We start from the raw sequence: 24,486 nt of genomic DNA on the forward strand, positions 1-24,486 counted from the left end.
CGTGTGCGAAAACTCTTTCATTTCGGTGCATCCCGCGTCGAGCCGACTGTCCAAACTGACGCGTGCATCCGCATTTGCACACTCGTTGCGCATTCGCTCGTGCACTCTCGGATCGCAACCTGTCGATGGTCCTGACTAAGGTCGCAGCGTGAGTGAGGCAGCCGAGATTCTGAAGCGGCTCGCCGCGGGACCGGGCCGCGCCGAGCGGCTGACGCATGTCGAATCGGTGCCACCTCGACTAGGTCAAACGAGTGAATGGCCGCGCTGGTCCCCACCCGAAGTGCTCAGCCAGCTTGCCGATGCCGGCATCACCGCGCCCTGGAGTCATCAGGTCGCGACGGCCGAAGCGGCGTACAGCGGCAAGCATGTCGTGGTCGCCACCGGTACTGCGTCCGGCAAGTCGCTCGGCTACTTGCTGCCGGCACTCGCCACCTTGAGCATCGCGCACGCGGCGTCACCACATCGGCGGACGGCGTCCGTTCTGTACTTGTCCCCCACCAAGGCTTTGGCCCATGACCAGCTGCGCGCGGTATCGGCGTACGACGTCGCCGGGTTGCGTGCGACGACCCTCGACGGCGACTCGGAGCGGACCGAGCGGGACTGGGCCCGCGACCACGCGACCTATGTACTGAGCAACCCGGACATGCTGCACCGGTCCGTCCTGCCGAACCACCAGCGCTGGGCACGGTTCCTCGGATCACTGCAGTACGTGGTGGTCGACGAGTGCCATCACTACCGAGGTGTGTTCGGCGCACACGTCGCTGGAGTCCTGCGCCGGCTGCGGCGGGTCTGTGCGCAGTATGGGGCGCACCCGATCTTCGTCTGCGCTTCGGCGACAGTGGCCGAGCCTGCTGTCTCCGGGGAGCGGTTGACCGGCCTGCCGATGGTCGAGGTCGTGCAGGACGGCTCCCCCCGGGGCGGCATCTCGTTCGGCCTCTGGGAGCCGCCCCTGACCTCCCTCCGTGGCGAGAACGGAGCGCCGGTACGCCGCTCCGCCCCGGCCGAGGTGGCCGACCTACTGACCGACCTGGTGGTGTCGGGCGTCCGAACCGTCGCATTCGTCAGATCTCGCCGGGGAGCCGAGTCCGTCGCGATGACTGCTCGGGCGAACCTCGCTGAGGTCGACCCGGCATTGAGTGAGCAGGTGTCGGCGTACCGGGCGGGCTATCTGCCCGAGGAGCGGCGGCGGCTCGAGAGCATGCTGCAGAGCGGCGAGCTGACTGGAGTGGCCGCGACCAACGCATTGGAGCTCGGCATAGATATAGCCGGGCTGGACGCAGTACTACTGTCCGGCTGGCCGGGGACGCGCGCATCCCTCTGGCAGCAGGCCGGGCGTGCTGGCCGGTCAGGCGGCGACGCACTGGCGCTTCTGGTCGCTAGGGACGACCCACTGGACACCTATCTGGTCCGGCACCCGGCTGCCATCTTCGGGAGGCCGGTCGAGGCGACTGTCTTCAACCCGGAGAACCCGTACATCCTCGGCCCGCAGCTCTGCGCCGCCGCCCAGGAGGTGCCGCTGACTCCGGACGACTACGAGATCTTCGGCGCCACCACCGAGACCGTCATCAAGCAACTCGTCAAACAGGGCCTGCTCCGGGAACGGCCGCACGGCTGGTTCTGGACCCGGCGCGACCGGGCGGTCGACGCGATCGACATCCGCTCGGCGGGCGGCAAGACGGTGCAGATCGTGGAGGACCAGACCGGCCGGCTGCTCGGTACCGTCGACGGCGGCTCGGCACACGCCAGCGTCCACGCCGGCGCGGTCTACGTGCACGCGGGAGAGTCATACCTGGTGCGCACGCTCGACCTGGAGAACCACGCTGCGATCGTCGAGGCTGCGTCGCCGGACTACACGACGTTCGCTCGCGACGTCACCGAGATCAGCATCCTGGCCACGGAGGAGACGCGGCAGTGGGGTGCGGCCGAGCTGTCCCGGGGTTGGGTCCAGGTGACCAACCAGGTGATCTCGTTCCAGCGCAAGCAGCTCGTCACCGGTGATGTGCTCGACGAGCAACCTCTGGATCTGCCCGAGCGGACACTGCGCACCAAGGCGGTGTGGTGGACCATGCCCGACCAGCTCGTCGAGGAGCTCGGGCTGAGCGACGTACCGGGGGCTGCTCATGCGGCCGAGCACGCCTCGATCGGGCTGCTGCCGCTGTTCGCCACCTGCGACCGCTGGGACATCGGCGGCGTCTCGACCGCCAAGCACGCCGACACCGGCCGGCTCACGGTCTTCGTCTACGACGGGCACCCGGGCGGGGCGGGTTTCGCCGAGCACGGGTACGCCGCGGCGCGCGAGTGGTTGACCGCGACACGGGAGGCGATAGCACACTGTGAGTGTGTGGACGGCTGCCCGTCATGCGTACAGTCACCCAAATGTGGGAACGGGAACAACCCGCTCGACAAAGGCGGCGCTGTGGCGCTGCTTACCGCACTTCTTCGCAGTGAGGCCTGAAACCTCCAGCACCAGGCTGCTGGAAGAAAGGCAGCGATCATGCTGGCTCTCGGAATCGTCCTGATCGTCCTTGCCGTCCTCTTCGGCCTGGGCGTCTCGGTCTCGTCCGGCGACTCGACCACGATGTCGGTGTTCGGCGTCGACTTCGGACTCGCCGTCCCCACCCTGTTCTTCCTCGGTGCCGCCGCCGGCATCGCCGTCACCCTCGGCCTGTGGCTGACGAAGAAGGGACTCGGTCGCGGCTACCGCCGGCACCGCGAGGTCCGGCAGCTTCGCCAGCAGGTCGCGACCGTCGAACCTGACACCTCAGCTTCCCCGCAGGCCGACGAAGAGCCGGCCACACCGGTCGGCCGGCACGCCGCGGACCCGGCCGACGACGACCCGGACAGCCGGACCGTCGACGTCGCCGACGGCGAGCGGCTGGCCGCCGAACGGCACATCGTTGCCGACGGCACTGATTCGAAGCAACCGCACTGAGCTGGGCCGCAATGAGCCGGTTTCACCTTTCCCAGAAGGTGAAACCGGCTCAGCCAGGGAACGTGCCCCGAAACGGTTTTCGTTGTAATATCTCGATCCCGGCACAGCCGCCACTCAGCCGCGGCACGGTGCTCACCCAGCCACATATCGATGCCTGATGCAACAATTCCTCGGTGGCAGTTAGTTGCCATTGGCATCAAGTTTCTGCTGATCTCGATAGCCACCTCCAACGGTCCTGTGCACTACTGGTCGTGGCGTCAACGTCGCGTTGAGTCACCGCCGGCCTTCCGGGCCACACCGCCTCCTCATCGGGGGATCGACCCGCAGCTCGCCCCACGCGCAATGGGGTGTCCGTCGCGGTTCCCGGAACCAGGCTCGGCCGCTCTCGCTTCGAGGTCCCGACGACCCGACGCCGCGAGATAGCACGACCTCTGGAGGTTGTCTTGATCATCCGTAGAATGTTGAGTCGCACCGGCGTGGCAGTCCTCGCCGTCAGCGTCGCCCTGGCCACCGCGATCCCCGCTCAGGCGGCGGCTCCGGCCCCGGCCACCCCACCCGGCGTCGAGGTCGGCGTGGTGAAGCAGATCGCGAACCGGGCGGACACCCGGTACTGCCTCACCTTCGTCACGTCGAACAAGGTCCCGATGGCGGTGATGATGGCTTGCGCTCCGGGCAAGGAGGGCAAGACCCAGCAATGGGTGCTCACCGACTCCGGCCAGCTGCAGGTCGCGATGAGCAAGAGCGTCGGTGGCGCCCTTGCGAAGACCGGCGCCTGCCTGGACACCGGTGCCGACCTGGTTACCACGCCGAAGAACGCACCGGTCCTGGTGCTGCCCTGCCGCACCGGTGACGGCCAGAAGTGGAACTACGACGAGTCGTCCGGCTCGTTCGTCAACGCGGCGAACGGAATGGCACTCAGTTCGCTGCTCGGCAAGGGCGTGAAGAAGCAGGCCCAGCCGACCGGTATCCAGTCGGCCAGCGGGGCGAAGTACCAGGGCTGGAGCGCACTGCCGCTGCCGGGTCTGGACATCCTCGGCGCTGTCCTGGCACTCGTGAACGCACTGCTGGCATCGCTGGGCCTGGCCCTGCCGCTGCCGATCGCGAACGCCGCGTCGAGCCTGTTCAGCCTGCTGCAGGCGAAGACCCCGGTACCGGCCCAGATGACGACTCTGCCCAAGCAGATGATGCAGCTGGCCCAGAAGTAACGAGGAGGATCCTCAGCCACACAGAGGAGGGCCGGTCCCGAGATACTCGGGACCGGCCCCTTCCTTTCGGTTCATGAACCGCGGTGGTCAGATTCTCAGTGATAGGCGATCCGCTGCTTGCGCGTCAGCGGAGGAGCCCGGTCAGCGGTTCACCACCAACAGCCGTGGTGGCAGTGCCAGTAGTAGTAGCAGTCATCCAGCAGGCCGTGGAGAAGTCCGAGCAACATGTTCTTCACCTCCGCTTCCGTTGATCCGATCGGTGCTGACGCTACCTCGCGATCTCACGTTCTGTATCTACCTCGCTACCCTTTGTCATTCAACCGCGAGGGCACTTTAACTCTTCCGCAATGCGCGCCGCCCGGATCGGACTTGACAGCCGCCGGCCGCCGCTGGATGTGGCCGAGGGCAACAGTCCGGAGGTTGGAAAGTTACAAAGTTTCGCTTCGGGTCGTAGAAAAGTCTTCACAAAGTTCCCGCCGAGTGCCAAGGTGAACCGGCACCGGCTGCACCGACCCCCGCAAGGAGCCCCTGATGCGACGTATCCCGCGTATGTTCCGGCTGGCCGTCCTCGGAACGGCCGCCACCGTGCTGCTGACCGGCTGCCTCGGCTCGTCGGACTCCGGCAGCGGCGACCAGGACGCGAACCGCAACTCCGACGCCAAGAAGGTCGAGCTGGTGATCGGCTCGAACTCCGTGAAGGGCGGCAAAAGCAGCGCCGGCGCCGAGTTCACCGAGGACGTGCTGATCCCCAAGTTCGTCGAGGCGCAGAAGGCCAAGGGCGTCGACGTCACGGTGAAGTTCCAGGGCGACGGCTCCGACGACGAGGTCTACAAGCAGAAGCTCGCGCTCAGCCTGTCGAACAAGGCCGGCCCGGACCTGTTCAGCATCGACGGCATCTGGGTCGGCGAGTTCGCCCAGGCCGGCTACATCAAGCCGCTCACCGACACGGTCGGCGACGCCGCCAAGGTCGACGGCTGGGACGGCTGGAAGCAGATCCCCGATTCGGTCCAGCAGCTCGGCAGCTTCGACGGCGAGCGGTACGGCGTACCGGGTGGAACCGACGGGCGGGTCCTGTACTTCAACAAGAAGCTCTTCGCGCAGGCCGGGCTGCCGGCCGACTGGCAGCCAAAGTCGTGGGACGACATCACCGCGGCCGGCCAGGCGCTGAAGAAGCTGCCCGGGGTGACACCGATCCAGATCAACGCCGGTACCGCGATGGGCGAGGCGACCACGATGCAGGGCACCCTGCCGCTCCTGGTGGGCACCGGCGCGACCATCAACACCGACGGCAAGTGGCTGGGCAACACCCCGCAGATCCGCCAGGTGCTCGACTTCTACAAGTCGATCTACAGCACCGGTCTGGGCGATCCGATCCTGCAGCGCGAGGCCAAGGGCCGGGACAAGTCGTTCGCCGAGTTCGCCGCCAACAAGATCGGCATCCTGCTCGAGGGCGACTACTTCTGGCGCAGCGTCGTCGAGCCCAAGGCCGGCGTCGCGAAGATGGCTGACCGCGACAGCGCCGTCGGCTACGCGCTGATCCCAGCCAGCAAGCCCGGTGCCGGCGTCAAGGGCCAGGACTTCGTCTCGATGTCCGGTGGTGGCGCGACCGCGATCAACCCGAACACCAAGTTCCCCCAGCAGGCCTGGGAGCTACTGCAGTTCATGAACTCGGCCGAGATGGTCAAGGCGTCACTGGCCGGGGCTGCCAAGATCACCCAGCGGACGGACGTCAACACCGAGGTACTGGCCAGCGACCCGATGCTGACCTTCGTCGCCACGAAGGTGCTGCCGCTGACGCAGTACCGGCCGGGCCTGGCGGAGTACCCGAAGATCTCGGCCGCGCTGCAGCAGGCGACCGCGGACGTGGTCGGCGGCAAAACCACCGACGCGGCGGCGAAGAGCTACCAGACGGCAGTCGAGGCCGCCGCGGGTAGCAAGGACAAGGTCACCAGCAACTAATGGCTTCCGTCACCGAACCCGTGCCGGGCCGCCCGGCGCGGGTCCGCGGTCCGGCCCAGGACGTGGCGGGGCTCGGCATCGGCCGGGCCCTTGGCTTCGTGGCGCCGGCGCTGCTGCTGATCGGGGCCTTCCTGGTCTTCCCGGCGATCTGGACGATCTACATCGGCATCACGAACTACCGGCTGACCGGTGTCGAGGCCGTGTCGCCGTCGATCGTCGGGCTGTCGAACTACACCAAGGCGCTCAACGACGCCCTGTTCCACAACGCGTTGTGGCTGACGCTGCTGTTCGTGCTCGGCTCGGCGATCATCGGGCAGAACATCCTCGGCTTTGCGCTCGCCTGGACGATGCGCCGGGCCCGCCCGGCTGTACGGCGTACCGTGGAAGGCCTTGTTCTGCTGGCCTGGATCCTGCCATCCACCGTCGTCGCGTACTTGTGGATCGCGTTCTTCGACCGGGACACCGGCACGTTGAACAGCATCCTCGGGACGCAGGGCACGGCCTGGCTGATCGACTACCCGATGGTCTGCCTGGTGCTGTTCAACACCTGGCGCGGTACGGCGTTCTCGATGATGCTCTACTCGTCCGCGCTGCAAGCGGTACCACCGTCGCAGCTCGAGTCGGCGCGGATGGTCGGGGCGTCGGGCTGGCAGACGCTGCGGGACATCGTGTTCCCGCACATCCGCGGGCACGTGCTGACCAACACGCTGCTGATCTCGCTGTGGACCGCGAACGACTTCTCGCCGTTCCTGCTCACCAAGGGCGGACCGAACCACGAGTCGGAGACCGTGCCGGTCTACATCTACAACGTCGCGCTGCAAGGCGGTGAGCTCGGCTACTCGTCGGCGATCTCGTTCCTGCTGCTGATCGCGAACCTGCTCGTCGCCTTGCTCTACCTGCGACTGCTGCGGAGGCGCTCATGAACCCCGCCTACGTCGTCCGCCGGATCGGCTTCTACGTGATGATCTGCGTCATCACGCTGTTCTTCGCCGTACCGATGCTGTGGATCGCCTCGGCGCCGTTCGACTCGTCGCCGGGACTCGGGGTGCACTGGCCGGACTGGACGCTCGACAACGTCCGCAAGACGTTCGAGCATCCGTATGCGCTGCACTCGATGGTCAACTCGCTGCTGATCTGCGGTACTACGGCTGTTGCGGTGACTGTGTTCGCGGCGCTGGCGAGCTATGCGCTGTCGCGGGTGCGGATCCCGGGCCGGGACGCCTTGCTGTACGGGCTTCTGCTGCTGTCGTCCGTGGTCACCGGGACCGCGGCGATGGTGCCGATCTTCGTGATGATGTTCCAGCTCGGGCTGATCGACTCGCGGTTCGGGGTCGCGCTGGTGATGACCGGCGGGTTGTTGCCTGCGGCCATCTTCATCCTGAAGGACTTCGTCGACGCGGTGCCGAAGTCGTACGAGGAGTCCGCCCGGGTCTTCGGTGCGTCGCCGCTGCAGATCCTGCGGGACGTGGTGCTGCCGGTGGCCCGGCCGGGGCTGGCGACCATCCTGGTCTGGGCGTTCGTGAACTCGTGGGGCAACTTCCTGGTGCCCTTCCTGCTGATCCGGTCGATCGAGCTGCAGCCGGGGCCGGTACTGATGCAGACCTTCACCGACGAAGGTGGCAGCGTCAATCTGCAGGTTCTGCCGGTGTTCTCGCTGCTGTTCTCGATCCCGGTCGTCGTGCTGTATCTGCTGGTGAACTCGCGCTATGGGTTCCGCTTCCATGGAGGGATCAAGAGCTGATGGCCGGTATCGACATCGAAGGCCTGGCGACCGTCTACCCGAACGGCGTCCGCGCCGTCGACGGACTCGACCTGACCGTCGCCGACGGCGAGTTCTTCGCACTGCTCGGTCCGTCGGGGTGCGGCAAGACGACGCTGCTGCGGACCATCGCCGGGCTTGAGTCCGCGACCGAGGGGTCGGTCCGGATCGACGCGGCCGACGTGACGCGACTCGAGCCAGGCAAGCGCGGGGTGGCGATGGTCTTCCAGGACTACGCGCTCTTCCCGCACATGAGCGTCTCGGAGAACATCACCTATCCCTTGAAGGTACGCCGGGTCGCCGCCGCTACTCGTTCTGCGGTTGCTTCGCGCACAGCGGGCGAGCTGTCGTTGCAGGGGTTGCTCGAGCGGCGCCCCGGGCAGCTGTCGGGTGGTCAGCAGCAGCGGGTCGCGCTGGCTCGCGCGATTGCCTCCGAAGGCAAGGTGTTGTTGCTTGACGAACCGTTGTCCAATCTGGATGCACGGCTACGGCTCGAGGCTCGTACGTTCCTGAAGAAGCTGCAGCGGGATCTGGGCATCACCACCGTCTTCGTCACCCACGACCAGGCCGAGGCGCTGGCGCTCGCCGACCGGATCGCGGTGATGCAGTCCGGCAAGCTCCGGCAACTCGGCACCCCACGCGAAGTCTTCGCCCGTCCCGCCAACACCTTCGTCGCGAACTTCATCGGCTCGACACCGATGAACTTGCTTCCGGGAGTGGTTTCGGCCGGCGGTTCGGTCTCGCTGGCGGGCGGGTCGTTGCCTGCAGCAACATCGGCCGTGCCGACGGGTGCCGAGGTGACCGTTGGCATCCGGCCGGAATACCTGACCTTGTCCACTGGCGATGTGTCCGGCCCATCCATCCGTGGGTCGGTGGTGGTGGCGGAGAACCTCGGCACCATGTCTCTGGTCAGCGTCGAGTGCGACGGGGTCCTCATCGGGGTGACGGTGCCGGAGGAGGATGAGCCTGCGCCGGATACTCCCGTAGTACTGACTGCTCCCGCACAGCGGGTTCTCCTGTACGACCGTGAGTCCGGCGAACTGCTGGCTCGGCAACCGGCTGTCGTCGGCTGATGGCGATCACGACGTACCGGCAGCGCTGGACGCTGGACGACCGGGCCGCCTCGGTCTGGCACTCGCTGCCAGTCGACATCCCTGCTGGCTGCCCCGGGCTACTGGTCACTCTGACCGTCCCCGATGTAGAGGGCGCGGTGATCGACCTTGGTTGTGAGGGAGCCGGCGGATGGCGCGGGTGGTCCGGTGGCGCACGGCAGACCTTTGCCATCACCCCCACTGCCGCCACACCTGGCTATGTGGCCGGTGAGCTGGAGGAGGGCACCTGGTTCGTGGTGATCGGGCTGCATCGGGTTCCGGTCGATGGGGTCGAGTTGGTGGTCGAGGCGGTCACTGGGCCTGTCTCGGTGATCCCGGGACTGGACGAGTACGTGGCGTTGACGGGTGCTGTCGGCGTACCGGCTCGTCCGCCGCGGCGGGTGCTGCCTGCTGCCGACGGGCTTCGGTGGGTGGCGGGTGACTTCCATGCGCACTCACTGCACTCGGACGGCTCGACACCGATCGCCAACCTCGCCTCCCTCGGGGTGTCGGCCGGGCTGGACGTCATGGCGATCACCGACCACAACACCGAGGCGCACCACGCGGAGCTGGCAGGGTTGAGCCGGCAGTTCGGCATCGGGCTGATCCCCGGCCAAGAGGTCACCACAGACACCGGCCACGCGAACGCCTTCGGAGCTATCGGCGTCATCGACTTCCGCCAACCGGCGTCAACCTGGGTGACAGGGGTAGCCCGCCGCGGCGGGCTACTCTCCATCAACCACCCTCTAGGCGGCGACTGCTCCTGGCGCCAGCCCCTCCCGGAACACCCGCCACTGGCCGAGATCTGGCACTCCTCCTGGCTAGACCATCGCTGGGGCGGCCCAGTCGCCTGGTGGCAGGCCTGGGGCCTCGGCACCACGCCCATCGGCGGCAGCGACTATCACAACCCGTCGTCACTGACCACGCCCGGAATCCCCACCACCTGGATCGCCATCGACGCCTCAGCCGAAGGCCCCGACGAACTGGTCCCCGCCGTCCTCGAAGGCCTAGCCGCCGGCCGCACCGCAATCTCCGCCGGCTACGACGCCCCGCTAGTCCTCCACAACGGCAACGAACTAGTAGTAGTCGACGCCCCCAACACCCTCCTACTAACCCCCGACGGCACCCCCCACCCCATCCGCTCCCCCTACGAGTCCATCCCCGCCCCCACCGACCCCGGCACAGCCCTCCTCACCCACGACAACCGCTTCCTCTCGCTGACCAGCTGATACCGGAAGTGCCTCTGCCGTACTGCCGTGGGTCGGCGCTGGGGCTGGGGTTGGTGGAGGCGGGGACCGTGTGGTCGCGATCTGGTCGCAATCTGGTAGAGATGTCGCGTTGATGTGGACGCGCTGAGTTTCAGGGCTCCATGATCTGGAACCGACGTCATGCTCATCTCCTCCCGGACACACTTCCCCGGTGCCCGGACGGTCCCCCGGAGGCTCGTTTGCAAGACCGCATCCGGCTGTTGCTGGTCGACGACCAGATCCTCAGCCGAGGCGTGCTCAGAAGCGGTCTGGAACGCGAGCAGGACCTGGAGGTGGTCGCCGAGCTCCGCCGCTCCGACGACGTGGTCGGCGCCGCGAAACAGCACCGCGCCAACGTCGCCCTGCTCGACGCCGCCGGCCCTGGCGCCAACAGCCTCAGCGTCACCAGCCGGCTGCGCACCTCGATGCCGGAGTGCCGCGTCGTCATCCTCACCACGTACGGCCGACCCGGCCACCTCCGCCGCGGCCTGGAAGCCGGCGCCAAAGGCTTCGCCCTCAAAGGCAGCCCCGCACCCCAACTCGCCGACGCCGTCCGCCGGGTCCACCTCGGCCTGCGCGTCGTCGACGCCAACCTCGCCGCCGAAACCCTCCGGTACGCCGACAGCCCCCTCAACGACGGCGAAACCGAAACCCTCCGTGCGGCCCGCGAAGGCGGCACCATCGCCCTGATGGCCCGCAACCTCCAGGTCTCCGAACGCGTGGTCCGCACCCGCCTCTGGTCCGCCATCGGCAAAACCGGCGCCCGCACCCGAGCCGACGCCATCCAAACCGCCGAACAAAACGGCTGGCTCCTCGACTGACCACCCCGCAACCACCACGACTGCCTCGCGTGGGCCGGCTCGGTGATGTCGGTGGGTGGGTTATTGACGGTAGGTGTTGGTCTCGGTGCCTAGGACGTTGAGGAGGGCCAAGGCTTCGGCGTCGCGGGAGCCGGCTGGGGCGCTGTAGAGGACCAGGTGCTGGTCGCGGTCGGTCAGGGCGAGTGAGTCGCAGTCGACGGTGATGGCGCCGACGACCGGGTGGTGGAAGGTCTTCGTGAGCATCTGGGTGGCTTGTACGTCGTGCCGCTCCCAGAGCCGGGCGAACTCGGAACTGCCGGCCCGCAACTCCTCGACCAGCCCGGTCACCGCGGGGTCGGCCGGATAGCGGGCGAAGGCGGACCGTAGTTCCATCACGACGTTCTGCCGGAACTCCACCACGTCGGAGACGCCGTAGAGCATCACACCGTCGTCGTGGGTCGGCGTGAGGAAGGCGCGGCGGGCGAGATTGCGGTCGTGGGGAGACCGCTCGGCGAAGTCCTCCATCAGCGCTGCGGCGAGGTCGTTCCACGCAAGTACCTCGAACAGGGCGGACGTCACGAACCCCGCCGTCTGCGGGAGGCGTTCCAGGAGCGTGAGGATGCTTGGGCGGACATCGCGTCGGTGCAGTCCGGTGCGACTGGGCGCAGTACCGGCGAGCACGTGAAGGTGATCGGACTCGGCGTCCGTGAGCCGCAACGCGCCCGCGATCCCAGCAAGTACCTCGCCGGACGGACGCGGCGCCCGGCCCTGCTCGAGTCGCACGTAGTACTCGGTGGAGATGTGCGCGAGAACCGCAACCTCCTCCCGGCGAAGGCCAGGCGTCCGACGCCGCGCCCCCGACGGCAGCCCCACATCCTCCGGCCGGAGGCGCTCGCGGCGACTCCGGAGGAACGCTCCGAGCTCCTGCTTGTCCATACCCCCAGTCTGCCCGCTGTCCCGGGGCGGATCCTGGTACAGCCTGTGCCTGTATCCGGATCGGCTAACGCCCGACGCTGGCGATATGACCACGAATTTCGACAACACACCCATCGGCCTCCTCAACGGCAAGGTCGTGTTCATCACGGGAGCCAGCCGCGGCATCGGGGCGGCCGCGGCGCGGCTGTTCGCGTCGGAGGGGGCTGCCGTCGTGCTTGCGTCCCGCAGTACCGACGTCCTCCAGAAGATCGTCGGTGAGATCCGCGCTGACGGCGGCGTCGCGGATGCCGTGACCGTGGACCTCGCCGACCGGGCCAGCATTCGCGCGGCGATCGACCGGGTCGACGAGTTGCACGGACGGCTCGACGGCGCGTTCAACAACGGCGCGGCGATCCAGCACCGGCCCGGCCCGCTCGACACGACCACCGACGAGGACATCGAGGAACAGTTCGAGGTGAACTTCCGGGCGCATTGGGCCGCGATGAACGCCGAGTACGCGCTGATGCGACGAGGCGGTGGCGGAGCGATCGTCAACACCTCCAGCATCGGCAGCCGCCGCGCGAACCCAGCCCTCCCCGCGTACGGCGCGATGAAGCGCGCACTCAACAGCATCACCGAGACAGCCGCCGTAACCTGGGCCCCGCAGGGTATCCGCGTCAACGGCATCACTCCCGGCGGCACGGCGACAGAGATGATCGACACCTGGGAAGCAGCCACCCCAGGAGTCATCGACCGCATCAACGCAAGCACCCCACTCGGCCGGATGGCCGACCCCCGCGAGATCGCCGAACTAGCCGCCTGGCTACTCAGCGACCGCGCCTCAGTGGTAACCGGCGCCATCATCCCCATAGACGGCGCCGCCGGCGCCTGACCGAGTTCCCCGGGCCGGCCATGGCCAGGACGGCGGCCGGGGCAGAGTGGGTCAGGACGGGAGTTGGGACCAGAGCCAGGTTGGGCCGGTGGAGTGGGCGCCTAGGGGGTCTAGGCGGGTGCGGAGGCCTCGGTCGGCGGTTACTACGGTGATGGGGCGGTTGTTGTTTTGGGCAACGGCTTTGGTTACTAGGTCGACTATGGCGTCGTCGCCTGAGGCTGGGGCTAGGACTATTTGTAGGTCGGGGAAGAGTGGGTCGGGGGTGGATTCGACGGCGGCTTTGGCTGCTCCCTCCAGGACTACGACTATCTCGGTCGGGGTGTCGAGTTGGGATGGGAGGGTTTGCAGTTTGGTGAGGAGGCGGCGGGCTGCGCCTGGGCGGTCGCGCCACCAGCCGTCAGGGCGGGAGCCGACCACGTTCGCGGCGTCCACCACCAGCAGTTCAGTCGAGTCATCCGTCACCCGGCCAGTCTCCTCCTCCGATCGGTCCGGCGCCTCCTCCTCCGATCGGTCCGGCGCGGGCTTCGCTGGTCAGTAGCGGCATGCTGAGGGCCCCTAGGTGGAGTCTCACTGTGACTGCCACCGTGACCGTGTCTCCGTCGGCATGGCAGTACTTCAACGTGGCTCCTTGGGTGTTGGCGATTCGGGTGGCGGTGGTGCATGCGTGGTCGGGGGTGGATTGGTGGGCTTGGGCTGCGCTGAGGGCTGCCAGGTCAGCGGCGGTGTCGGCTCGGTGGTGGCCGATTGATACCGCTGACCAGAGAACTCCCATCATGGAGGCGCCGAGTAGGACGGCTGCGATGCCGAGGGACAGGAGGGTGGCGCTACCGCGGTCTGTTCTGTCAGTCATCGGACTGGGCTGGTTCGGCTTGGATGATGGCGGTGGCTTTGGGGTTTGGGTGGGGTAGGGCGGCGAGGAGGCCGCGCGGTTTGGAGGGGGTGGCGGCGACTTCGACGTGGATGGTGACGTCTTGTCGGGTGATGGTGATGGTTGCGCCTGGTGGAGCTGCGCGTTCACCCAAGCGGCGGGCCGACTCGACGGACTCGCCGCGGGCGACGGCTCGGGCCGTGTCTCGGGCTGCGTCGATGCAACGGACATTGGTGATCACCGTGCCGACCAGCCAGAGGCCGAGGGCAAGGACAGCAAGTAGTACAGGGAAAACGAAGGCGGCTTCGGCTGTGACGGAGCCGTGTTCGTCTCGGGTTCGCATGCGGCGGGTCCTTCCAGGCGGTGGGCCGGCCGCGGCGGTGAGGGGAGGCGCCGCGGCCGGAGGGGCTACTGCATCGCGTCAGAGTTGCACGCCGTCCACACCCGCAGCCTTCAGCGCGTAGTTGATGATTGCCTTGAGCAACGTCAGCATCGCCGGCGACTTGAAGAGCGCGATGAGGATGCCGCCGATCCCGCAGGCCGCGACCATCGTCACGGCGTACTCCGCGGTGGCGGCGCCGCGCTCGGTGCGCTTGCGGGATCGGCGAGCGGGTACCAGCGCCTTGGACATGTCGAACCTCCTGATCTGCCGTCCGGCTGCTCCGGCGCGGCTTACTGACAACATGCCGTCGCCGGAAGCCTTGCAGAAAAGGAGTTTTCAGCCTGGGGACAACTACCGGCCGTCGACCGCAGCCAGGTGGGTGAGGTGCTCGGCGGTCAGTTGGATCCGGGCCGCCGCCACGTTCTCTTCGAGGTGTTCGGCCGACTTCGTTCCAGGTATCGGGACCACCACGGGCGAGCGATGCAGCAACCATGCAAGAGAGATCTGGGTCGGCGTAGCATCCAGTTCGGTGGCGATATCGGCCAGTGTCCGCGAGGAGGCATGGTCGCCGTTCGCGACTGGGAGCCAGGGGATGAAGGCTATTGATTGCTCTGAGCAATGAGCTAGGACGGCGTCGTGTTCGCGGTCGGTCAGGTTGTACCGGTTCTGCACGCTGACCACGTCGATCACCCGGCGCGCCTCCTCCAATTGCGCGACCGTCACCTCGGACAGGCCGACGTGCCTGACCTTGCCTTCGGCCTGGAGTTGCGCCATAGCCCCCAGTTGATCCTCGAAAGGCACGGTCGGATCGATCCGGTGCAGTTGCAGCAGATCGATCCGCTCCACCTTCAACCGCCGAAGCGACAGTTCAGCCGCCTGGCGCAGGTACTCCGGGCGCCCCAAGGGCGTCCACTCGTTCGGCGAGGGTCGCGTCCGTCCGACCTTCGTGGCGATCACCAGACCGTCGGCATACGGATACAGGGCCTCGGCCAGCAGCTCCTCGTTGGCGCCGACGCCGTAGGAGTCTGCGGTGTCGATGAAGTTCACGCCCAGCTCGACGGCACGCCGCGCCACCCTGATCGCATCGGTACGGTCCGCGGCCGGCCGGAACCCGGTCAGCCGCATCGCGCCGAACCCGAGCCTGCGTACCTCCAACTCGCCGATCCTCATCGTTGACTGAACTGATCGCGCTGATTCCAGAGTCATGCCGACAGACTCGCCGCGATCAGGCGCTCTTCTGCAATGATTTAGCCACCACTAAATCGACAAGGCGACAGAGATGCTGACGATCACCTTCACCGTCGAGGACCTCGCCCGCACGCGGCTCGCGGTCTCGCCGCTGTGGGAGGTCGTCGCGAGCATCCGGTTGCTGAAGACTCCGCGTTCGCAGACGTTCCATCGGCGCTGGGCCGAGACGACGACCGAGCGGATCAACCGATCAGGTGTTGACCTCGGGCTGCTCTTCGAGCTGATCGATCCGCGCGTCTGGTACCTCGCCGACTTCCTCACTCCACCGCCGCGGACTCCCGTACCCGACCTGGCCACGGATCTGAGCGCCTTGCGCCGAGTCCCCACCGACCAGCTCCGCGCCGATCTCGACGTCCTCGCCTACGCCTGGAAGAACCCGATCGGCTCTCTCGACGAGGTCACCCTCCCCCGCAGGAGCAGGAGGACGAGTGTGCGCGGTAGGGCGAGCGCCATGCCGACGGCTGCGATCGCGGAGCTGTACGTCGATCCGCGGGGTGGCGTCGAGCGGCTTGCCGGGCAGGTACAGGCGTACTGGGAGATGGCGATCGCTCCGCATTGGGGGCGGATCCGGGCGCTGCTCGAAGGCGATCTGCTCTATCGCGGGCGGAAGCTCGGTCAGGCGGGGCATGCCGGACTGTTCGACGATCTCGCCGACACCGTGAAGTGGCGTGATGGGTCGCTGCAGATCAAGCACCGGCGCTTCAAGGGTGTGCGGCAGCTGGCCGGTGAGGGGCTGCTGATGACGCCGTCCGCCTTCGTCTGGCCGACCGTGTACTCGAGCACGATCCCGCCATGGCAGCCGACGCTGACCTATCCGGCACGTGGAGTGGCGACGCTCTGGAGCGACCCGGTACGCAGTACGTCGGGGAACGCGCCGGTACGCAGCACCTCGGCCGGGGTGGCTGCGGTACTGGGTCGGTCTCGTGCTGAGTTGCTGGCGTTGCTCGGCTCGCCGCGGTCGACGACCGAACTTGCCGCGCGCATCGGGTTGACCGCCGGTGGCGTCTCGCAGCACTTGAGCGCGTTGCGGGCAGGAGGGCTCGTCACCCCGCATCGGGTGGGACGGGTTGTTCTGTATGCGCGGACGTCGGCGGCGGAGGCTCTGCTCGAGGCAGCCGAACAGGGCGACTGAGGAACGGCCGGTACGCGCGGGTTAGCGTGATCGGCATGTTTGTCCTGGAGCTGACCTATACCGTGCCGCTCGACCGCGTCGATGGGTTCATGGCGGATCACCTGAGCTGGGTGAAGGCGCAGTACGACGCGGGTGTGTTTCTGGCGTCGGGGCGTAAGGAGCCGCGAGATGGTGGGGTGATCCTGGCCGTTGGCGATGATCGGGCTGCGATGGAGGAACTGGTGGCCGGCGATCCGTTCTCGGTTGCGGGGGTCTGTGAGTACAGGGTCACCCAGTTTCTTGCGACGAATGTCGCCGCGGCGCTGGAGCCATACCGGGAGAAGCCGTCAGCCTAGGAAGCTGAGCAGGCCGGACAGCGAGCTGGCGATGGTGGGGACGATGCCCAGCAGCATGAACGCTGGGAGGAAGCACAGGCCGAGCGGGACGACCGAGCGGGATTCGACCGCACGGGCATGGGCTTCGGCGGACCAGCGGCGGGATTGACGGACGTCGTCAGCTTGGTGTTCGAGGATCTTTGCGAGTGGGGCGCCGGAGCGGAGGGCTCGTTGGGTGGCGCGGGCGAAGGCTGCGCAGGACGGCTCTTTGAGGAGGGTGGACCACGCGTCGATCGGGTCGGCGCCTAGGTTCATGCGGCCCTCGACCTCGGTAAGGAGGTCGGCCAGTGGGCCGCCGAGGGATTTGGCGACGACGCTGATCGCGGCTTGGGGCGGTCGACCGGCTCTTAGGCAGGCGGCTAGTAGGTCGACCGCTAGAGGGAGGTCGGCGGTTAGGCGCGCCGCTCGTTGGCGGGTAGCTGCGGGTTCCAGTCGGCTGAGGGCTATCGGGGTCGCGAAGAACGCGACGGCTGCTGGGACTACGCCAGTTGGGATGCCGAGCAGGAGGAGCAGGGCGGCTGCGGCGATGGTGGCGGTCGTGAGGTGGAGCCGTCGGGTGGCTGGCGGTACCTCGTTTGTTTTTGCGAGATTGAAGGGCCAGCGGGTGCCGAGCGGACGATGTCTCGCGAGTCGGCGGCGACACGGTGGGCTTGGTAGGAGCAGTACTGCTGCAAGAGCTGCTGCGAGGGCGGGGAGAACAGGTTCGGTCATCGCATTCCAAGGCTGGGTGGTTTGGTTTGGGTGTTGGTCCAGTGCAGGCCGAGGGTGGAGAGGGTCAGACCTAGGGCTAGGCAGAGCCAGCCGGGTGGGGTCTGGGTCAGGAAGGCCAGGGGGTTGGCGCCTAGGGCATAGCCGAGAGCTGTGCCGAAGAGGGGCAGGACGGCCAGCAGGCGGGCGGTGGCTCGAGGGCCGGCCATGCCGGTCAGGATTTGATGGCGGATGGATTCGTCGGCGCGGAGGGAGTCGGCCAGGCGTTCGGTGATGACGGCGAAGGCTGCGCCGGATTCATCGGCTACTCGCCAGGCTGCGGCCAGCGCTCGGAGGCCTTCTGCTCCTGGGGTTTCGGCGATCAGTTCCAGGAGCGAAGGGACGTCGCCGCCTAGCTTGGCGGCTGCTGAGGCGACCTGGAGGTCTGGGCAGACTGTGGCGGCGCCTTCCAGCGCTGCTGCTGGTGGGCGGCCGGCGGTCAGTTCGGCTGAGAGGACGTCGCAGGCTTCGATCACGGTGGCTCGGCGGGCCGTTGCCATCCGGGCTTTGGCGGATCGGGTGCGTTGGCTGGCTACTACCAAAGCGACGACGCCGATGGTCAGCGCAGTCACCACTATCGACGGGTCGGTCGATAGTGCGAGCAAGATGCTGAGGGCAACGATCACTGCCAGCGCCCCAAGTCGGCGAGTGCTTGATTGGGCGAAAGCCCCACCGCCGCCAGACAGCTGTGACTGACTGCGTGGTCGCGGGGGTGGTGCGCTGAGACGGTGGAGAGCTCGGCTTGGGGTCGGGAGCAGTGTGAGGACGGTGACCGAAGCGAGCAGAGCTGTCAGGGTTCGCATCAGGCTGCTCCGGCTAGGTGGTGGGTGAGGAGAGTGGCGGCTTGGTGGAGCTTGGGTGGGCCGGCGGGGAGGAACTCGATGGCGGGGACGGCTATGGCTTGACCGGTGGGGGTGCGGGTGATTGCCCGGATTTCGGTGATTCGGCGGGTGCCGTTGAGGGTGCGGGTCAGGTGGATTACGGCGTGCAGGGCTGAGGAGATTTGGCTGTGGATGGCTTCGCGGGTCAGGCCGGCCATGGCGCCGAGGGCTTCGAGACGGGCGGGGACGTCGGCGGCGGAGTTGGCGTGGACTGTGCCGCAGCCACCTTCGTGGCCGGTGTTGAGGGCGCTCAGGAGGTCTACTACTTCGGCGCCTCGGACTTCGCCTACGACCAGGCGGTCTGGGCGCATTCGGAGGGCTTGGCCGACCAGGTCGCGGAGGGAGATCTCGCCGGCGCCTTCCACGTTGGGTGGGCGAGCCTCGAGGCGGACGACGTGGGGATGGTCGGGGTAGAGCTCGGACGCGTCCTCGACCAGGACCAGGCGTTCGGATGGATCTACCAGTGAGAGCAGGGAATTGAGAAGTGTGGTCTTTCCTGTGCCGGTGCCGCCGCTGATCAGGAAGGCGACGCGGGCGTCGAGGAGGTCTCGGAGTACGGAGGCGCCGCTTGCGGGGACGGAGCCTGCGGTGACCAGGTCGTCGAGGGTGAAGACCTTTCGGGAGGGGACTCGGAGGGAGAGGCAGGTGCCGGGGGCGGCGATCGGTGAGAGGACGGCGTGGAAGCGGGTGCCGTCGGGAAGGCGGACGTCGACGTACGGGGTGGCGTCGTCGAGGCGGCGGCCGGCAGCGGCGGCCAGGCGGGTTGCCAGGCGACGTACGGCTGTTTCGTCACCTGTTCGCAGGTGGATGCGTTCGAGGCCCGAACCGCGGTCGACGTAGACCTCGTTGGGGCCGTTCACGAGGATGTCGGTGATGCCGGACTCGGACAGCAAGCCGTCGAGCGGGCCGGCGCCCATCGCCTCGCGATGGAGGGCGGCGACGACGGCCAGCACGATCGAGTCGCCGACCAGGGCGCCGTCGACACGGAGGGCAGCAGCCACTAGAGCCGGGGTTGGCTCAGATCCCTTCTCTGCAAGGGTTCTGCGGACGCGCTCGAGGAGTTCGGGTGAGACGGTCATGCGGCGAGCAAGTCGTAGAGGCCGAACAGGTCGAGTACTTCGTTTGCCGCTCGGCCCAACGCGCTTCGAGGTCGTGGGTCGAAGCGGCCGTCGTCGAGTGCTGTCGCCAGGTCTCGCTCGAATCCGAGCTTGGCGGCCAGGGGCAACGACAGATGGTCGGCGACATCGAGGGCGGAGAGACCATTGAGTCCAGGCTCGCGGGCGACCACTCGCAGGTCGTGGGCGACCTCCCTCAACGGAGCCACTAGTCGAGCTGCGGCGGCGCAGGAACGCACGTCGCGTGGGACGACCACTAGCGTCGAGGTTGCTCGGACGAAGGCTTCTTCTGCTGCCGGGTCAGGGCGGCGCGGGAGGTCGACGACGACCAGGTCGCTGCTGCGTTGGGCGGCGCCGAGCACTGAGCGCATCGCCTCTGGTGGCAGGGCTGTCACGTCGGAGCGGTCCCAGGACAAGACGGCTAGGCCGTCGACCGAGGGGAGGGCGGCTCGTAGGGCGCTGGCGCTGACGCGGCCGGCGGCGTTGAGGAGGGCGGGCCAGCGGGAGCCTTCGTAGTGTTCGGTGCCGAGGACCAATTCGATCCCGCCGCCCAGGGGGTCGCCGTCGATGAGGATGCTGCGCAGACCTCGGCGGCCGGCGGTGATGGCGAGAGCTGCCGCCAGAGTGGTGGCGCCTGCGCCGCCACAGCCGCCGACGATGGCGAGGGTGATGGCTGTTCGGGTGCTGCCGTCCAGTGCGTCGGAGAGTTTGGCGCTGAGCTCGCCTTCGTCGGTCGGTAGGACGAAGGCGCCTTCGGCGCCGATCGCGAGCGCGAGGCGATAGGCGTCGGGGGCGTCTGCTGGGAGCCGGGCTGGGTTGGTGGGTGGGCGGGTGGCGAGCAGGACGGCTGGGCGGCGGGGAGGTTGGGTGCGGGCGAGGGGCTCGGCCAGGTCGTCGCCTACTACGACGAGGACGGCTGTCTGCCAGTTGCGGCGGAGGCCGAGGAGGTCGCGCTCGACCTGCGGGACCACCTCGGCGGCGGCGGCGAGGCGGAGCAGGTCGTCGAGCAGGAACTCGTCGGCGGTGGCGAGCAGAACGGTTGGCCGGGGCGTCGACGAGAGCGTCGGCTGGGGCGTCGGCGAGCGCGTCAGCGATGGCGTCGATGAGCGGCTCGGCTGAGGCGTCGACGAGCGGGTCGGCTGGAGCGTCGACGAGTGCGTCGGCTGAGGCATCGATGAGTGCGTCGGCTGAGGCATCGACGAGCGTCTCGGCTGGGGTGTCGGCGAGTGGGTCGGCGGTGGCGTTGATGCGGGTGTGCTTGCGGGCGTCAGTACGGGGGACGGGGTGCGGGTTGGGAGGAGGTTGTTCATGCCTTAGAAGGTGCCGTCGTTCGGGCGTGCGGCCCGAAGAAAAACCAAGGCTGTGGAGAACTGTCGGATATCCGTCAGGTGCGGCAATCCGCCATCGTGACCCGGCGACCTGCGGGCGGTGAAGAGCTACGGTTCCTTTCGAAGCGTCCTTAACTAAGTTTCTCTCAGAACGCTCGGCAAGCGTCCATTCGTGGACACCTGCTGGACACCCGTGCACTCCTCACAGCTCCTTGATGGAGGTCCGCCCCATGAGTCGAATGCGCAGCGTCGCTGCCGCGTCCACAGTGGCCGCAACCGCCCTGATCGCCGTTGCCGGCATCTCGGTCGCCACCGCCCAGACCCGCTCCCCCGATGCCCAACCGCAGGCGCTGGCCGCCAGCAGCGGTGGGGTGAAGACGGCCTACTTCACCCAGTGGGGCATCTACCAGAACGCCTTCTATCCCAAGAATCTGATCACCACCGGGGTCGCGAGCAAGCTCGACTTCCTCAACTACGCGTTCGCGAACATCCACCCGACCAGCCACACCTGCTTCATGGCCAACCAGGCCGCCTCGCAGGACGAGAGCAACCCGAACGCGGGTGACGGCGCGGGCGACGCGTTCGCGGACTACGGCAAGTCGTACGGCGCGGACATCAGCGTCGACGGTGTCGGCGACGTCTGGAACCAGCCGATCCAGGGCAACTTCAACCAGCTGAAGAAGCTGAAGGCCAAGCAGCCGAACCTGAAGATCCTGATCTCGATCGGCGGCTGGACCTACTCGAAGTACTTCTCCGACGCAGCCTCGACGGACGCCAAGCGCAAGGCCCTGGTCACCTCCTGCGTGAACATGTTCATCAAGGGCGACCTGCCGATGGTGGACGGCTTCGGCGGTCCCGGCAGCGCTGCGGGCATCTTCGACGGCGTCGACATCGACTGGGAGTACCCCGGCTCGCCGAACGGTCACACCGGCAACCACTACAGCGCAGCCGACAAGCAGAACTTCACCCTCCTGCTCGCCGAGTTCCGCCGCCAGCTCGACGCCTTCGGTGCCGCCAACGGCGGCAAGAAGATGTGGCTGACCGCCGCGACGCCTGCCGGGCAGGACAAGATCAAGACGATCGAGACCGACAAGATCGGTCAGTACCTCGACTACAACAACGTGATGACGTACGACATGCACGGCGGCTGGGAGGCGACCGGTCCGACGAACTTCCAGGACCCGCTGTACCAGGCCCCGGCCGACCCGAGCAACCCGATCCCGCCGGGCACCAAGAAGTACTCGATCGACGGCGCGATCCAGGCCTGGACCACCGGCGACTCGGCCTACGGGATCCCCGGCGGCTTCCCGGCGAACAAGCTGACGATCGGATATCCCTTCTACTACAGGGGATGGAAGGGTGTGCCGGCCACTGCCAACGGCAAGTATCAGACGGCCACCGGCCCCGCCGACGGTCACGCCCTGAGTGGCAACGTGCCTGGCGTCTCCTTCTACAAGGAGCTGACCGGCTTCGTCGACAGTCCGGGCTCGACGTACTTCGATGACGCGACCAAGGCCTCCTGGTTCTACAGCAACGGCACCTTCTGGACCGGCGACAACGCCCGGTCGATCAAGGAGAAGGCCGACTACGGCCACTGCAAGGGCCTGGCCGGCGCCATGATGTACAGCCTCGAAGCGCTCGACCCGGGCGTCACGTTGTTCAACAACGTCGTCAACTCGGTCAACGCGGACACCCCTGGCTGCAGCGGCCCGCCGACCACTCCCCCGACCACTCCGCCCACCACACCTCCGACGACCCCGCCGACGACGCCTCCCACGACGCCGCCGACCACTCCCCCGACGACACCTCCCACCACGCCGCCGACCACCCCTCCGACGGCAACCCCGTGGGCCCCGAACACGGCGTACGCGACCGGCTCGCTGGTGTCCTACAACGGCATTACCTATCGGTGCATCCAGGGCCACACCTCGCTGACCGGATGGGAACCGCCGAACGTCCCCGCACTCTGGGGCCGGGTCTGATCACGTACCGCCCACTGATCGGAGCATGATGAAACGCAAGCGCATTTCGGTCGCCATCGCGGCGATAGCAGCAGTGGTGATGTCCGTCCTCTTCATCCCCGCGGCCTCGGCCGCACCGGTGAGCGCGGCCTTCACGAAGGTGTCCGACTGGGGTAGCGGATTCGAGGGCAAGGTGACCGTCACGAACGGCACCACTGCCTCGATCAGCACCTGGTCGGTCGCCCTGGACTTCCCGTCCGGCTACACCATCAGCAGTTCGTGGGACGCCACCCGTGTCAGCAGCGGGCAGACCCACACCTTCACACCGCCCAGCTGGGCCGGACCGCTCGCGCCCGGCGCCAGTGTCACCTTCGGCTTCAACGGGAGCCCGGGCAACTTCCCCGGTATCTCCGCCTGCCGACTGAACGGCGGCTCCTGCACGGGCGGTGGCGGCGGCACAGTGCCGGGTGCACCGTCAGGATTGGCCGGTACCTCCACAGCCAACTCGGTGAGCCTCACCTGGTCGGCGGCTAGCGGCGCCACCAGCTACAACGTCTACCGCAACGGCACCAAGGTCGGTACGCCGACCGGCACGTCCTACACGGACTCCGGGCTGTCCGCCAGCACGGCGTACAGCTACCAGGTCAGCGGCTCGAACAGCGCCGGTGAAGGACCCAAGACGGGCTCCGTGTCGGTGACGACCAAGCCCGGTGGCACTGACCCGGCTCCTGGTCGCACCGCGGCGCCGTACCTGTGGCTGGGCTGGGGTGACCCGCCAAGCCCGACCACGGTCATGAACGCGACCGGCATCAAGTGGTTCACGATGGCCTTCATCCTCTCGTCCGGCGGCTGCAACGCGGCATGGGACGGCAACCGGCCGCTCCAGGGCGGCGTCGACGCCAACGCGATCTCGCAGATCCGGGCGGCCGGCGGGGACATCGTCCCGTCGATCGGCGGCTGGCAGGGCAACAAGCTGGGCCCGAACTGCAGCACGCCGGAGGCACTCGCCGGCGCGTACCAGCAGGTGATCAGCGCCTACAACCTGAAGGCGATCGACATCGACATCGAGAACACCGACGAGTTCGAGAACGAGGCCGTCCAGGACCGGATCCTGAACGCGCTGAAGATCGTCAAGCAGAACAACCCCGGGATCAAGACGATCCTGACCTTCGGCACCTCGACCACCGGCCCGAACTACTACGGCAACCGGCTGATCGAGCGGTCGCAGGCACTGGGCGCGAACATCGACATCTTCACCCTGATGCCGTTCGACTTCGGCAGCAGCAACATCTACAACGACACGGTCGGCGCTTCCACCGGCCTGAACAACAAGCTGAAGGCCGTCTTCGGCTGGACCACCGCGCAGGCCTACGCCCACCAGGGCATCTCCGGGATGAACGGTCTGTCCGACCAGCAGGAGATGACCACCACGGCGACCTGGCAGAACATCACCACCTGGGCCAAGAACAACGGCCTGGCCCGGCTGGCGTTCTGGGGCGTGAACCGTGACCGCGGTTGCGCGGGCGGCGGCGTCGTCTCCAACTGCAGTGGTATCGCCCAGGGCGACTGGGACTTCACCCGCATCACCGCAGGGTTCTGACCGGTACTGCGGCGGGCTGGTACTCCGGCCCGCCGCAGTACTCAGTACAG

General features: G+C 67.5%; 24 protein-coding genes. 14 read left to right on the plus strand and 10 right to left on the minus strand.

Going from position 1 to position 24,486, the window contains the following annotated elements; translation table 11 throughout:
• Positions 1–148: 148 nt before the first annotated feature.
• From AB0M15_RS09235 to AB0M15_RS09275, 9 genes are all read left to right on the plus strand, one after another.
• The gene (locus tag AB0M15_RS09235) at positions 149–2,455 is read left to right on the plus strand and encodes a DEAD/DEAH box helicase (RefSeq protein WP_363815642.1); all 2,307 of its coding nucleotides are present in this window, start codon (positions 149–151) and stop codon (positions 2,453–2,455) included.
• A gap of 39 nt (positions 2,456–2,494) precedes the next feature.
• Positions 2,495–2,932 carry a hypothetical protein gene (locus AB0M15_RS09240; RefSeq protein ID WP_363815644.1) on the plus strand — a complete coding sequence of 146 codons (438 nt, stop codon included), beginning with the start codon at positions 2,495–2,497 and terminating at the stop codon, positions 2,930–2,932.
• Positions 2,933–3,390: 458 nt separating this feature from the next.
• Positions 3,391–4,137 carry a ricin-type beta-trefoil lectin domain protein gene (locus AB0M15_RS09245; protein ID WP_363815646.1) on the plus strand — a complete coding sequence of 249 codons (747 nt, stop codon included), beginning with the start codon at positions 3,391–3,393 and terminating at the stop codon, positions 4,135–4,137.
• Between the two features lie 531 nt (positions 4,138–4,668).
• Positions 4,669–6,096, plus strand: coding sequence for an extracellular solute-binding protein (locus AB0M15_RS09250; protein WP_363815648.1), 1,428 nt, complete (start codon positions 4,669–4,671; stop codon positions 6,094–6,096).
• Positions 6,096–7,019, plus strand: a complete 924-nt coding sequence (locus tag AB0M15_RS09255; protein ID WP_363815650.1) for a sugar ABC transporter permease — start codon at positions 6,096–6,098, stop codon at positions 7,017–7,019. The genes AB0M15_RS09250 and AB0M15_RS09255 overlap by 1 nt, the downstream gene beginning before the upstream one ends.
• Positions 7,016–7,837, plus strand: a complete 822-nt coding sequence (locus AB0M15_RS09260) for a carbohydrate ABC transporter permease (protein WP_344844384.1) — start codon at positions 7,016–7,018, stop codon at positions 7,835–7,837. The genes AB0M15_RS09255 and AB0M15_RS09260 overlap by 4 nt, the downstream gene beginning before the upstream one ends.
• On the plus strand, positions 7,837–8,928 hold the full coding sequence (locus AB0M15_RS09265) for an ABC transporter ATP-binding protein (RefSeq protein ID WP_363815652.1): 1,092 nt from the start codon (positions 7,837–7,839) through the stop codon (positions 8,926–8,928). The genes AB0M15_RS09260 and AB0M15_RS09265 overlap by 1 nt, the downstream gene beginning before the upstream one ends.
• Positions 8,928–10,175 (plus strand): CehA/McbA family metallohydrolase, encoded by a 1,248-nt coding sequence (locus tag AB0M15_RS09270; protein ID WP_363815654.1) that lies wholly within the window; start codon positions 8,928–8,930, stop codon positions 10,173–10,175. The genes AB0M15_RS09265 and AB0M15_RS09270 overlap by 1 nt, the downstream gene beginning before the upstream one ends.
• Before the next feature lie 218 nt (positions 10,176–10,393).
• On the plus strand, positions 10,394–11,014 hold the full coding sequence (locus AB0M15_RS09275; RefSeq protein WP_328332779.1) for a response regulator transcription factor: 621 nt from the start codon (positions 10,394–10,396) through the stop codon (positions 11,012–11,014).
• A gap of 60 nt (positions 11,015–11,074) precedes the next feature.
• Here AB0M15_RS09275 and AB0M15_RS09280 read toward each other — a convergent pair whose 3' ends face one another.
• A complete protein-coding gene (locus AB0M15_RS09280) occupies positions 11,075–11,929 on the minus strand; it encodes a helix-turn-helix transcriptional regulator (RefSeq protein WP_363815657.1) in 855 nt (284 codons plus the stop codon).
• An 85-nt stretch (positions 11,930–12,014) separates the two neighbouring features.
• Between AB0M15_RS09280 and AB0M15_RS09285 the strand changes: the two genes are divergently transcribed.
• Positions 12,015–12,800 carry an SDR family oxidoreductase gene (locus AB0M15_RS09285; protein ID WP_363815659.1) on the plus strand — a complete coding sequence of 262 codons (786 nt, stop codon included), beginning with the start codon at positions 12,015–12,017 and terminating at the stop codon, positions 12,798–12,800.
• A gap of 51 nt (positions 12,801–12,851) precedes the next feature.
• Here AB0M15_RS09285 and AB0M15_RS09290 read toward each other — a convergent pair whose 3' ends face one another.
• From AB0M15_RS09290 to AB0M15_RS09310, 5 genes are all read right to left on the minus strand, one after another.
• The gene (locus AB0M15_RS09290) at positions 12,852–13,262 is read right to left on the minus strand and encodes a hypothetical protein (RefSeq protein WP_363815661.1); all 411 of its coding nucleotides are present in this window, start codon (positions 13,260–13,262) and stop codon (positions 12,852–12,854) included.
• Positions 13,252–13,650 carry an Rv3654c family TadE-like protein gene (locus AB0M15_RS09295; protein WP_363815663.1) on the minus strand — a complete coding sequence of 133 codons (399 nt, stop codon included), beginning with the start codon at positions 13,648–13,650 and terminating at the stop codon, positions 13,252–13,254. The genes AB0M15_RS09290 and AB0M15_RS09295 overlap by 11 nt, the downstream gene beginning before the upstream one ends.
• On the minus strand, positions 13,643–14,011 hold the full coding sequence (locus tag AB0M15_RS09300; RefSeq protein WP_363815665.1) for a TadE family type IV pilus minor pilin: 369 nt from the start codon (positions 14,009–14,011) through the stop codon (positions 13,643–13,645). Before AB0M15_RS09300 ends, AB0M15_RS09295 begins: the two co-directional genes overlap by 8 nt.
• Positions 14,012–14,089: 78 nt before the next feature.
• Entirely contained in the window at positions 14,090–14,299 is a 210-nt protein-coding gene (locus AB0M15_RS09305) for a DUF4244 domain-containing protein (RefSeq protein WP_363815667.1), read from the minus strand.
• A 102-nt stretch (positions 14,300–14,401) separates the two neighbouring features.
• Entirely contained in the window at positions 14,402–15,220 is an 819-nt protein-coding gene (locus AB0M15_RS09310) for an aldo/keto reductase (protein WP_363815669.1), read from the minus strand.
• Between the two features lie 109 nt (positions 15,221–15,329).
• On the opposite strand from AB0M15_RS09310, the gene AB0M15_RS09315 reads away from it, so the two are divergent.
• The gene (locus AB0M15_RS09315) at positions 15,330–16,430 is read left to right on the plus strand and encodes a winged helix-turn-helix domain-containing protein (protein ID WP_363815671.1); all 1,101 of its coding nucleotides are present in this window, start codon (positions 15,330–15,332) and stop codon (positions 16,428–16,430) included.
• Positions 16,431–16,465: 35 nt separating this feature from the next.
• Positions 16,466–16,765 (plus strand): YciI family protein, encoded by a 300-nt coding sequence (locus AB0M15_RS09320; RefSeq protein WP_363815673.1) that lies wholly within the window; start codon positions 16,466–16,468, stop codon positions 16,763–16,765.
• Here AB0M15_RS09320 and AB0M15_RS09325 read toward each other — a convergent pair.
• The 4 genes from AB0M15_RS09325 to ssd form a co-directional block, all read right to left on the minus strand.
• Positions 16,757–17,515, minus strand: coding sequence for a type II secretion system F family protein (locus AB0M15_RS09325; RefSeq protein WP_363815675.1), 759 nt, complete (start codon positions 17,513–17,515; stop codon positions 16,757–16,759). The two genes, AB0M15_RS09320 and AB0M15_RS09325, sit on opposite strands and share 9 nt — an antisense overlap.
• Positions 17,512–18,177: a type II secretion system F family protein gene (locus AB0M15_RS09330; protein ID WP_363815677.1), complete on the minus strand. Its 666-nt coding sequence runs from the start codon at positions 18,175–18,177 to the stop codon at positions 17,512–17,514. Before AB0M15_RS09330 ends, AB0M15_RS09325 begins: the two co-directional genes overlap by 4 nt.
• A gap of 176 nt (positions 18,178–18,353) precedes the next feature.
• Positions 18,354–19,511: a TadA family conjugal transfer-associated ATPase gene (locus AB0M15_RS09335; RefSeq protein WP_363815679.1), complete on the minus strand. Its 1,158-nt coding sequence runs from the start codon at positions 19,509–19,511 to the stop codon at positions 18,354–18,356.
• The gene (gene ssd, locus AB0M15_RS09340; RefSeq protein WP_363815681.1) at positions 19,508–20,719 is read right to left on the minus strand and encodes a septum site-determining protein Ssd; all 1,212 of its coding nucleotides are present in this window, start codon (positions 20,717–20,719) and stop codon (positions 19,508–19,510) included. The genes AB0M15_RS09335 and ssd overlap by 4 nt, the downstream gene beginning before the upstream one ends.
• A 386-nt stretch (positions 20,720–21,105) precedes the next feature.
• Between ssd and AB0M15_RS09345 the strand changes: the two genes are divergently transcribed.
• Positions 21,106–22,857, plus strand: coding sequence for a glycosyl hydrolase family 18 protein (locus AB0M15_RS09345; protein WP_363815683.1), 1,752 nt, complete (start codon positions 21,106–21,108; stop codon positions 22,855–22,857).
• Between the two features lie 25 nt (positions 22,858–22,882).
• On the plus strand, positions 22,883–24,436 hold the full coding sequence (locus tag AB0M15_RS09350) for a cellulose binding domain-containing protein (RefSeq protein ID WP_363815685.1): 1,554 nt from the start codon (positions 22,883–22,885) through the stop codon (positions 24,434–24,436).
• Positions 24,437–24,486 lie beyond the last annotated feature (50 nt).

The sequence above is a fragment of the Kribbella sp. NPDC051718 genome, assembly GCF_040681515.1.
In the GTDB taxonomy this organism is placed as follows: domain Bacteria; phylum Actinomycetota; class Actinomycetes; order Propionibacteriales; family Kribbellaceae; genus Kribbella.

Bases quoted from the DNA above. Each gene is read 5' to 3' on its own strand.
- AB0M15_RS09240 (WP_363815644.1), top strand. From the start codon at position 2,495: ATGCTGGCTCTCGGAATCGTCCTGATCGTCCTTGCCGTCCTCTTCGGC.
- AB0M15_RS09245 (WP_363815646.1), top strand. From the start codon at position 3,391: ATGTTGAGTCGCACCGGCGTGGCAGTCCTCGCCGTCAGCGTCGCCCTG.
- AB0M15_RS09250 (WP_363815648.1), top strand. From the start codon at position 4,669: ATGCGACGTATCCCGCGTATGTTCCGGCTGGCCGTCCTCGGAACGGCC.
- AB0M15_RS09255 (WP_363815650.1), top strand. From the start codon at position 6,096: ATGGCTTCCGTCACCGAACCCGTGCCGGGCCGCCCGGCGCGGGTCCGC.
- AB0M15_RS09260 (WP_344844384.1), top strand. From the start codon at position 7,016: ATGAACCCCGCCTACGTCGTCCGCCGGATCGGCTTCTACGTGATGATC.
- AB0M15_RS09265 (WP_363815652.1), top strand. From the start codon at position 7,837: ATGGCCGGTATCGACATCGAAGGCCTGGCGACCGTCTACCCGAACGGC.
- AB0M15_RS09270 (WP_363815654.1), top strand. From the start codon at position 8,928: ATGGCGATCACGACGTACCGGCAGCGCTGGACGCTGGACGACCGGGCC.
- AB0M15_RS09280 (WP_363815657.1), bottom strand. From the start codon at position 11,929: ATGGACAAGCAGGAGCTCGGAGCGTTCCTCCGGAGTCGCCGCGAGCGC.
- AB0M15_RS09285 (WP_363815659.1), top strand. From the start codon at position 12,015: ATGACCACGAATTTCGACAACACACCCATCGGCCTCCTCAACGGCAAG.
- AB0M15_RS09295 (WP_363815663.1), bottom strand. From the start codon at position 13,650: ATGACTGACAGAACAGACCGCGGTAGCGCCACCCTCCTGTCCCTCGGC.
- AB0M15_RS09300 (WP_363815665.1), bottom strand. From the start codon at position 14,011: ATGCGAACCCGAGACGAACACGGCTCCGTCACAGCCGAAGCCGCCTTC.
- AB0M15_RS09305 (WP_363815667.1), bottom strand. From the start codon at position 14,299: ATGTCCAAGGCGCTGGTACCCGCTCGCCGATCCCGCAAGCGCACCGAG.
- AB0M15_RS09310 (WP_363815669.1), bottom strand. From the start codon at position 15,220: ATGAGGATCGGCGAGTTGGAGGTACGCAGGCTCGGGTTCGGCGCGATG.
- AB0M15_RS09315 (WP_363815671.1), top strand. From the start codon at position 15,330: ATGCTGACGATCACCTTCACCGTCGAGGACCTCGCCCGCACGCGGCTC.
- AB0M15_RS09320 (WP_363815673.1), top strand. From the start codon at position 16,466: ATGTTTGTCCTGGAGCTGACCTATACCGTGCCGCTCGACCGCGTCGAT.
- AB0M15_RS09325 (WP_363815675.1), bottom strand. From the start codon at position 17,515: ATGACCGAACCTGTTCTCCCCGCCCTCGCAGCAGCTCTTGCAGCAGTA.
- AB0M15_RS09335 (WP_363815679.1), bottom strand. From the start codon at position 19,511: ATGACCGTCTCACCCGAACTCCTCGAGCGCGTCCGCAGAACCCTTGCA.
- ssd (WP_363815681.1), bottom strand. From the start codon at position 20,719: ATGCCTCAGCCGACGCACTCGTCGACGCTCCAGCCGACCCGCTCGTCG.
- AB0M15_RS09345 (WP_363815683.1), top strand. From the start codon at position 21,106: ATGAGTCGAATGCGCAGCGTCGCTGCCGCGTCCACAGTGGCCGCAACC.
- AB0M15_RS09350 (WP_363815685.1), top strand. From the start codon at position 22,883: ATGATGAAACGCAAGCGCATTTCGGTCGCCATCGCGGCGATAGCAGCA.